Origin of the sequence: Nocardia sp. (genome assembly GCF_025465275.1) — a bacterium.
In the GTDB taxonomy this organism is placed as follows: domain Bacteria; phylum Actinomycetota; class Actinomycetes; order Mycobacteriales; family Mycobacteriaceae; genus Nocardia.
In genome coordinates this window covers 1-8,477 of the sequence record NZ_JAODNK010000036.1, presented here as the reverse complement: position 1 = coordinate 8,477, position 8,477 = coordinate 1, and the positions used below count along the sequence as shown (strand labels likewise).

Here is an 8,477-nt window from a genome sequence, read left to right as displayed (position 1 = left end):
CCGCGCAGCCGCCCTCGGCCATGACGGTGTGCGCCTTGCCGAACAGCGACTTGCACACCACCGCCACCGACAGGCCGTGTTCGCGGGCTTCGATGACCGCGCGCAGTCCGGCGCCGCCCGCACCGATGACCACGACGTCGTACTTGTGCCGTTCGACTTCAGGCATGGAACCGAATACTCCTGACAGACTTGAGGATTGGGATCAACCGATACGACTCGATCAGCCGATGAGCCGGGGATCGGTGAGGGTGCCGCTCGAAACCAACATGACGTAGAAGTCGGTCAGGACGAGCGTGCCGAGGGTGGTCCAGGCCAGCAGCATGTGCCGGGTGTTCAATGCGGACACCTTGGTCCAGAACCAGTAGCGCACCGGGTGCTGCGAGAAATGCTTGAGCCGCCCGCCCGCAATGTGCCGGCAGGAGTGGCAGGACAGCGTGTACGCCCACAGCAGCAGGGCATTCGCGGTGATGATGAGGGTGCCGAGGCCGATGCCGAAGCCGCCGCCCTTGGCGTGGAAGGAGATTGCCGCGTCGTAGGTGTTGATCACCGCGATGATGGCCGCCACGAAGAAGAAGTAGCGGTGTGCGTTCTGGATGATCAGCGGAAGCTTGGTCTCACCGGTGTATTTCGCATGCGGTTCGGCCACCGCGCACGCCGGCGGCGAGAACCACACGGCCCGGTAGTAGGCCTTGCGGTAGTAGTAGCAGGTGAGCCGGAACAGCAACAGGAAGGGCAACACCAGGAAGCCCAGCGGAATCCACATCGGCAGATGGCCGATGGGGGCGCCGAGGTGACTGGAGCCCGCGACGCACGAGGCGCTCAGGCACGGTGAGTAGAACGGCGTCAGATAGTGGTAGTCGTTCACCCAATATGCTGCGCGCGCAAAGGATCTGATCGTTGCGTAGACGACGAAGGTGCCGAGGCCCAGCACGGTGACCAGCGGTGGAACCCACCAGCGATCGGTCCGTAGGGTGCGCGCCGCGATGGCCGCGCGACCCTTGCTGAATACCCCGGTCGTGCTCGGTTCAGGTGCCTTGACTGGTGCGGCGCTCACTGCTGGATGCCTCGCTGCTCTACCCCGTGGAACGTCATCGTTACCTCCGGCATCGAATGTGATGGTCAGCACCCTACGACAGGACAGCTATCACTCGAGCTCGCAACCGCGAATTCGTGATCGCGTGATTTGCGCCACAATTCAGAATTTCTGCGGCCAGTCGTTTGCTTAGTGAACAAACGGCAATCATCGCGGAGACAGGCCGTGACAGGTCCGATTCGGGACCCCGTCAGGCTGCGGCCCCGAATAACTCTCCGTTTCCGTTCGCGGACTGTCACACGGCAGCAACAAGATTGTGGTGACCTTGCCCCTGAGCAAGACACCCCAGCAGGGGGAGCCGGTGCGAGCGTGAAGGGAGCCGGTTGATGAGGAGAGCCGCGATCGTGATGCCTATGCGCACACCCGTCGGCCTGCCGGGAGGGGCACTGGCGGCGGTCGCGCCGCAGCGCCTGATCTCGACGATATTGGCGGCGGTGGTTGGCCGTTCGGGTATAGACCCCTATCGCATCGAGCAACTCGTCACGGCCGTTCCGGACCACGGTTCGGTGCGGGCGGCGGTCCCGCTGGCCGGGCTGCCCTCCGATCTCGGCGAATTCCCCATCGGCAGCGGCCCGGGCGCGGGCCTGCGCGCCTTGATCACCGCCGCCATGATGGTGCAGACCGGCACGGCCGATGTGGTATTGACGCTCGGTGCCGAATATCCCTGCGGCCCGGCGCAAATCAGCGGCTTCCCGCCGCGCGGCCCGCTCGGCGCCGGACCGCTGCCCCGCGGTCCGCGCACCTCCCGCTTACCGGGCGGAGAAGTGCCGGGCGTCGATACCGGTGAGCAACTCGCGGTCTGGGGAGCGGCCGAAGCGGCGCGCGGGCCGATGGAATTCAAGGACGCTGAACTGCTCGCCCAGCACTACGGCGTCACCCGGGCGGCGGCGGACGAATACGCCGCGGGCAGCCATCGCCGTGCGGCGCGGGCCCGGCGGCAGGGGATCTTCGGCGCGGAAACCGTGCCCGTGGTGGTGACTGCCGTTCCGGACGACTCGAATTCCGGTGTGGTGCAACTCGTCGACCGCGATGAAGGCCTGCGCGACGATGTCTCACCCCGCGCCTTCGCCGCGCTGGAACCGTTCGTACCCGGCGGCGTCACCACCGTCGGCAACAGCAGCAGCCGCACGCTCGCGGCCTCGGGCTGCCTGGTGGTGGCCGAGGACCGGCTGGTCGATCTGGGCCTGGAGCCCATGGGCTATCTGGTCGACTGGGCCTGTGCCACCGGCGATCCGGACATCGCGGTGCCCGCTGCCGGACTGGCGGTGGGTAAATCGCTGGCCCGCAGTGGTTTCGGCCTGGACGACCTGGATGTGGTCGAGGTCGACGAGACCAGTGCCGTCGAGATCCTGGCGCTCACCCGGTTGTGGGAGCGCGAGGGCTGGATGTTCGATCCGGCCGAGAACCTGAATGTGCACGGCGCCGCCATCGCCCTGGGCGATCCGGGCGGCGCGGCCGGCCTGCGCATGGTCACCACGCTGCTGCACGAACTCGCCCGCCGCCAAGGCGGTTACGGTCTGGCGGCCCTGCCCACCGGACCCTCACAGGCCATGGCCGCGATCTTCGAAAGCGCCTACACCGTCCAGGACGTACCGACACCGCGCGGCGCCCGCTTCCACGGCGCCCGCCCGCCCCGGCGCCTGGGCCGGCACCGCTCCTGAGTCCAGATCTCGACACGCCGTTCGACACGCCGAGAGTTGCTGCTGAACGGAATCGATTGGAAAGCGCCGCTAGCACATCGAAGGTGGTAGCGGAAGACACCGCTTTTGGTGAACACGTCCGTGCTGTCAAGTGCCCTGGTCAGGTCATGCGCCGGAAACGGCTGCCCAGCAGCGGTTTCGAGTGGCGGTCGTCCGTTCATCCGATGTAAGTGCCGAAAATTTGCTCCATTGATAGTGCGCTTGGCGAAGAATTTTGAGCGATATGCCTTGATCATGAAATGGTCGCTTGCTATGTTGCCTGCGTCACGTTCGATAGGTGAACGTGATCATTCCTCTTTGCGGGCAGGCGCCGTTCGCACGGGGCAATGTCTTACGTGCACAAGGAGATTCACGATGGGTTCGTTGAGCGATCTGCTCGGCTCCATAATTCCGGCCCTCGGGTCCGCCGTCGCAGGCGATGGCCTCTTGGACACCTTCCTCGGCTCGCTGGCGAAATTCCGTCAGTAACAGGCCATTCGCGACACCTCACACGAACACAGCAAGGAGATACACCATGGGATCGCTCTGGGATGTCCTCGGCAAGGGCAGCGGCAGCGTCGGCAGCGTCGGAACCACGATTGTGAACGCGCTGATCACGCTCAGCGGCGGTACGCCGGCAGCCGGCAAGTAATCTGCCGATAGTCGATTACGGGGGTGCACCAGATCCGGTGTGCCCCCTTGGCGATGTTTCAGGGACACAGGCGATTTCATGAGTATGCAGCGGTTGCGCGGTACCGCATTCCAGATGACGCTCCTACTGGCGGCGGCCCTGCTGTGGACCGTGTCCACCCCCGGATCGCCCGTGGCACATGCCACGGCGGCCCGGCTGGTATCGCAGAGCACCGGCACGGGACGGCTACTTCAGATCACCGTCTACTCCCCGGCCATGGATCGGAATATCCCGCTCCAGGTGCTCCGGCCCGCGGACACCAGCACTCCGGCGCCCACCCTCTACCTGCTCAACGGTGCGGGCGGTGGCGAGGACGCCGCGAGCTGGGTCGCGCAGACCGATCTGAACGGGTTCTTCGCCGATAAGCAGGTGAATATCGTTGTCCCCATGGAGGGGGCCTTCAGCTACTACACCGATTGGCAGCAGGACGACGCCGGTCTGGGCAAGAAGCTCGGCAACAATGGCCGGAACAAGTGGGCCACCTTCCTCACCGAGGAGCTGCCGCCGGTCATCGACCGCGCCTTCGGAACGAATGGTGTGAACGGCCTGGCGGGCATCTCCATGGCAGGCACCTCCGTGCTCGACCTGGCGATCCAGGCGCCCGAGCTGTATCGAGGCGTCGCGGCCTACAGCGGGTGCGCCATGACGAGTGATCCACTGGGACAGTCGGCTATCAATTTCGTCATCAGTCTCGGCGGCGGGCGGGCACAAAATATGTGGGGCCCGCTCGGCGGACCGGAGTGGCGTGAACACGATGTGCTGCTGCACGCGGACCGCCTGCCGAACATCCCCATGTACATCTCCAGCGGCACCGGAATGCCCGGCCCCCACGACGCACTCGCCGATCCGACCGTCCGGCAGAACACCACTACCCTGGCCAATCAGATGCTGATCGGCGGCGGCATCGAGGCCACGGCGCACTACTGCACCACGCAGCTCGCCGCGCGCACGAATGCCTTGGGCCGCACCGATATCACCTACAGTCTCGACGATTCCGGTACCCACTCCTGGGGCTACTGGCAGGACGAACTACACAAATCCTGGCCGATTCTCGGGCAGACACTGGGCGTGTGAAACACCCTGTGCCGCAACGGTGATCGGCGGCCTGCCCGCCGATCACGTTCAGTCCCGGTGCGATTCGAGCGCCTGCCAGGTCTCGTCGAACGATTGCAGCAGCAATTCCGCGTAGTGCGCGGTATCCGGCATCATCGCCGTATCGGCGCTGAAGCTGATGATCAACTCGCCCCCTTGCGAAGAGGTCAGATGCCGCAGGCCGTCCCCGTCCATGATGGGCAGTGCGCCGAACGCGCTGATCATGGGCGCGCCCAGGAACTCCAGCCGCTCGGCCACGGGCGGCACATTGCTGATGGTGGTATTGGACAGCGGCACCGTCGCCACTTCGTCGAATCGCCTTTGCGCCCGTGCCCATCCGGCCAGCCGCAACAGCCAGGCCGGCGAGGTGTGCACCCGCTCCTCACGCCGCAGCACCGCGGCATCGGCGCCGCGCTCCTTCTCCCGCCGGATCGATTCGCGGATGGCCCGCAGCCGGCGCACCGGATCCGCGATATCGGTGTGCAGATCGACCGACATCTGGGTGAGCTGATTCGCCGAATTCCACTGTGCCAGACCACGCATGGACCGGGGCACCATGGCGGCCAGCGATGCCGGCGGTGTCTCACCGCGCTCGGCCAGGTAGGCGGCAAGCGCGCCGGATACCACCGTCAATACCAGGTCATTGACCGTAATCCGTTCCGCCGAAGCAGCTTTCGCCTTCTGTATCGATGCCATCGGAATGCGCACCAGATCGAAGCCGAAGAGCGGATCCACCTGTCGATTGAATCGAGTAGCGGGCCGCAGCGCGATCGGTTCGTGGATCGCCTGTGCCGTCACCCGCGCGCGGGCCGTCGCTGCCGCCGCGTGGGTGCGCCGCAATCCGATGGCGAAGCGCGTCAGCCGATAGGGCAGCACCGCCGCCGCCCGCCCGAAGGCCAGGCGCGCGGACCACTCCCGAGCATCGGCCGACTCCGTGACAGCGGGCAGCTCACTGCCGTCGAACAACTTCAGTTCGAGTTCGCGGGTCGCCACGCCGTCACCCGCGCTGTGATGAAATCCGAGCAGTACCAGCGTCACCGCCCTCTCGGGCGCGCCCGGGAAACCCGTCACCCGATCGAAGATGTGTATGCGCCACGGCGGGCGCGTGAGATCCATTCGGGTGGCGGCGATCTCCGCAATGCGGGGCCGTACCGTCTCCCACTCGCGGCGGGACTCCAGCACGATGTGCCGGTCGATATCGAAATCCTTGTCCCACACCCAGTACGGCAGATCCAGATCGAGCGGCACCCGGGCCAGCCGCCGTTGGAACAGCCGGAAGTGGCCGAGACGCGCTCGCACCCAGGGGATCACGCTCGCCGCATCGGGCGCCGCAGCTCCCGGCGCGGTGGCGTCGAAGGCGTACACCGCGACGATATTCGACGGGTGGCGTTCGAACTCGTCATAGACGAAGACGGCATCGCGCGCCGTCAATTGCTCCGCGGGGCTCACACATACTCCTGCCCGGGACGGCTCTGTCGCGGCGATCAGTGCGTCACCGGACAGCTCGATCCCGGGCGGGAGTTTAGCGTCCCCGCACCTGCGCGCGGGGCGAAAGTTACTTGGTGCGCGGACGGGAGTGGAAGCCCAAGCCCTCGTCCTGTGCGCCCATCCACGCCGCCTCGTCCGACTTGCTGTCGGGAACGTAGATGACGTTCGGCTCGCCGGAGCGAGCTACCTGAGCGGGTGGGGCCTGCTCGAATTCATCGGCGTCGATGACGAGCCGTTCCAGGTCGTTCTCCAACCGGCGGACCTCATTGGCCTCACCGTAGTGCGAACGCAACGCGCCGACGCACTGCCGGAGCTGGCCGACCGCGTAGCGGAGTTCCGCAATCTCGCTGCGTGTCATCGAAACCTCCTCGAGCCGTGTGACAGACCACACATTATGATCTACAACACAGTACGTGAAGATATCCGATCGCGCTCGTCAGGTCGGTATATCCGCAGGTCATGGGCCTGTCACCGGCGGTGGTTCAGCCCGCGATCGCGTACTCCGGACCGCATTCCGGCTCCTGCCCGCACGGGCCCGTTCCGGGGCCGGTCATGGCCGCGACGGCCCGATTCACCAGTGCCGCAATGGCTCCCGCTACTTCCTCGGCGCGCTCCAGGATGACGCTGTGCCCGGCGCCGTCCAGGCGCACCAGTTCGACGTCGTCCAGCTGCGAGGCCAGCACCACCGAATGCGCGAACGGGATGACGACATCCGCCGAGCCGGCCAGCACCAGCGTCGGAATCGCGCCCAGCCGCTGCAGGGTGGCGGTCTCGTCGAACCGCATGAGCGATTCCAGGAAGCTCGCCATGGTCAGCAGCGAGGTCTCGTTGAGCATGGCGCTGGCGACCGCGATCAGCCGCGGGCTCACCTTGTGGGTGCCCAGCGTGGCCTCCCGCAGGATCGGCTCGAAGATGTGCCGGGTGAAATGCTTCGACGCCTGCATGGCACGCGGTGCGCGGCGCACGGCCACCCGCAGTGAGGTCACCGTCGGACCGTTGAGCAGGCGGCCCAGGCCGACCCGGGTGACGCTGTTGGCGGCCCCGGCGAGCAGGCCCACGCCCATGATGCGGGTGCCGATGGTCTCCGGGTAGAGCCGCGCATAGGCCAGGATGGTCATGGCGCCCATCGAATGCCCCACCAGCACAATCGGACCCGCGGGTGCGACGGTCCGCAGCACCGCGTCCAGATCCTGCGCCAGCTGATCGATGGTGTAGGTCGCCGGATCGGCGGTGCCCGAATCCCCGTGTCCGCGATGGTCGTAGAAGACCATGTGCACGTCATCGCCCCAGCGGGGCAGCAGTTGCTGCCGCAGCAGCGCCCACGACTCGGTACGCAGGCAGTGGCCGTGCGCGAACACCACGGTGAGCGGGGCATCGGCCGGCCCGAATTCATGGACCGCGATCGGAACGCCGTCGTCGGCGGGCACGGTGCGGTGAAGGCTGTCGTAATCGGCGGCGCTGCAGATGACGAAGGACATGACGGCTCCTAAAGAGTTCGCCTTTTGCCCGGTTGTCGATAGGAATTGCCGCCGCGTTAGCACCTCACACCCGACGTTATGGACAAGTTGTCCAACTGACGCAGGTGATCGACATCAATCGGTCTATCTACAGCAATCTAGTGTTACTTCTAGAAAGCTGTAGATGAATATGCGAAGTCCGATCTCGGCGCGAGCGGCAGGGTCTCGACATGAATCTGCCCCTGTCTAGACGAACAGCTAGACAGGGGCAGATTCACCTCGACTCGGCACCCCCGTCATCCCGGCGTGCTTGCGGCCGGGACCCTGCGGCGAGGGATGACCGCGCGCTACGTGGCTGCCGACGCCTTGGTCGACGGCAGGAAGGTGCGCAGTAGGTTCTGCTCGGTCGAGGGTCCGAACTGCCATTCGGAGATCCACGGTCCGGTGCCCTCGCTCGGATCGAGCGCACCACCCTCCAGCCATGTGTAGCGACCGTCGAGGATGCCGCGACTGACGTCGGTATCGGCGTCATCGGTGTTGTCCCACAGGGATTCGAACAATTGCTGCACCCGGATGCGGGACTGCCGGCAGAACACGTCGGCCAGTTCCTCGGCGGCGACACCGTCGGGATCGCCTGCCACGCGCAGGGATTGGGCCTTACCGCAGGCCGCCGCCATGGCGAACAGCTCCGCGCCGATATCGACGATGCGACCCAGGAAACCCTGCTTGTATTCGAGTTTCGCCTGCCAGCGCGCCATTCCGTACATGAGCGCCCGAGCCTGCTTGCGGGACATCCGCTCCACGAACCGCATATGCCTTGCCAGCGGCCCGAATTCGCCGAAGCTCGCCGGGACGGTGCCGCTGCCCACGGTGAGCTGCGGGAACCACTTGGCATAGAACCCGCTCGCGCCGACCGCCGCCTTGGCCTTGTCCTTGAGCTCGGCATTGCGATCGACCAGCGCCCCGGCCGCCGACAT

At 66.0% G+C, this 8,477-nt stretch carries 7 protein-coding genes and 1 pseudogene; 2 read left to right on the top strand and 6 right to left on the bottom strand.

Translation table 11 applies throughout. The annotated features are described in order from the left end of the window. Window positions 1-166 (bottom strand): FAD-binding protein (locus JWN03_RS09075; protein WP_297612541.1); only part of this gene is annotated, 166 nt, incomplete at its 3' end. Between the two features lie 54 nt (window positions 167-220). Continuing rightward, window positions 221-1,054 (bottom strand): hypothetical protein, encoded by an 834-nt coding sequence (locus JWN03_RS09070; protein WP_297612538.1) that lies wholly within the window; start codon window positions 1,052-1,054, stop codon window positions 221-223. Between the two features lie 365 nt (window positions 1,055-1,419). Here JWN03_RS09070 and JWN03_RS09065 point away from each other — a divergent pair, with 365 nt between their 5' ends. Continuing rightward, a complete protein-coding gene (locus JWN03_RS09065) occupies window positions 1,420-2,754 on the top strand; it encodes an acetyl-CoA acetyltransferase (protein WP_366914379.1) in 1,335 nt (444 codons plus the stop codon). 748 nt (window positions 2,755-3,502) lie between these two features. Beyond that, the gene (locus JWN03_RS09060) at window positions 3,503-4,537 is read left to right on the top strand and encodes an alpha/beta hydrolase (protein WP_297612536.1); all 1,035 of its coding nucleotides are present in this window, start codon (window positions 3,503-3,505) and stop codon (window positions 4,535-4,537) included. A 48-nt stretch (window positions 4,538-4,585) separates the two neighbouring features. On the opposite strand, the gene JWN03_RS09055 is transcribed toward JWN03_RS09060, so the two are convergent. The 4 genes and pseudogenes from JWN03_RS09055 to JWN03_RS09040 all read right to left on the bottom strand — a co-directional run. Continuing rightward, window positions 4,586-6,004, bottom strand: a complete 1,419-nt coding sequence (locus JWN03_RS09055; protein WP_297612534.1) for a wax ester/triacylglycerol synthase family O-acyltransferase — start codon at window positions 6,002-6,004, stop codon at window positions 4,586-4,588. Between the two features lie 106 nt (window positions 6,005-6,110). Next, a complete protein-coding gene (locus tag JWN03_RS09050) occupies window positions 6,111-6,401 on the bottom strand; it encodes a hypothetical protein (protein WP_297612531.1) in 291 nt (96 codons plus the stop codon). Between the two features lie 124 nt (window positions 6,402-6,525). Further along, the gene (locus JWN03_RS09045; protein WP_297612528.1) at window positions 6,526-7,521 is read right to left on the bottom strand and encodes an alpha/beta fold hydrolase; all 996 of its coding nucleotides are present in this window, start codon (window positions 7,519-7,521) and stop codon (window positions 6,526-6,528) included. A gap of 326 nt (window positions 7,522-7,847) precedes the next feature. Continuing rightward, window positions 7,848-8,477, bottom strand: a pseudogene (locus JWN03_RS09040) (acyl-CoA dehydrogenase family protein); the annotation flags it as partial.